This is a genomic window from Lysinibacillus sphaericus OT4b.31 (assembly GCF_000392615.1).
Classification (GTDB): Bacteria; Bacillota; Bacilli; order Bacillales_A; family Planococcaceae; genus Lysinibacillus; species Lysinibacillus sphaericus_B.
Genome location: NZ_KB933436.1, coordinates 1 through 595, shown reverse-complemented (window position 1 = coordinate 595; position 595 = coordinate 1). Strand labels below are relative to the sequence as shown.

Here is a 595-nt window from a genome sequence, read left to right as displayed (position 1 = left end):
TGGCGCGCCCGGCAGGAGTCGAACCCACAACCTTCTGATCCGTAGTCAGACGCTCTATCCAATTGAGCTACGGGCGCTAATTATTAAAATAAAATGGTGCCGAGGGCCGGAATCGAACCGGCACGGTAGTCACCTACCGCAGGATTTTAAGTCCTGTGCGTCTGCCAGTTCCGCCACCCCGGCACATTTGGAGCGGAAGACGAGGTTCGAACTCGCGACCCCCACCTTGGCAAGGTGGTGTTCTACCACTGAACTACTTCCGCATGTGCATAAGATTTATTTATCCTGGCAATTATGAAATTCTAAAAAATGGTGCGGGTGAAGGGAGTCGAACCCCCACGCCTTGCGGCGCTAGATCCTAAGTCTAGTGCGTCTGCCAATTCCGCCACACCCGCATATTTTGTTGGCAATTTAAATGGTGAGCCATGAAGGACTCGAACCTTCGACCCTCTGATTAAAAGTCAGATGCTCTACCAACTGAGCTAATGGCTCAAAACTATGGTGCCGGCTATAGGAATCGAACCCACGACCTACTGATTACAAGTCAGTTGCTCTACCTGCTGAGCTAAACCGGCATATGGTGGAGGATGACGGG

The 595-nt window shown here is 51.6% G+C and carries 6 tRNA genes; all 6 read right to left on the bottom strand.

What is annotated here, in order from left to right:
- A tRNA-Arg gene (locus H131_RS22615) sits at nucleotides 1-77 on the bottom strand.
- A 17-nt stretch (nucleotides 78-94) separates the two neighbouring features.
- Nucleotides 95-183 (bottom strand) — tRNA-Leu (locus tag H131_RS22610).
- A gap of 5 nt (nucleotides 184-188) precedes the next feature.
- Nucleotides 189-263, bottom strand: a tRNA-Gly gene (locus H131_RS22605).
- A 47-nt stretch (nucleotides 264-310) separates the two neighbouring features.
- A tRNA-Leu gene (locus H131_RS22600) sits at nucleotides 311-395 on the bottom strand.
- Nucleotides 396-416: 21 nt separating this feature from the next.
- Nucleotides 417-492: transfer RNA gene (locus tag H131_RS22595), tRNA-Lys, on the bottom strand.
- Nucleotides 493-499: 7 nt separating this feature from the next.
- Nucleotides 500-575 (bottom strand) — tRNA-Thr (locus H131_RS22590).
- Nucleotides 576-595 lie beyond the last annotated feature (20 nt).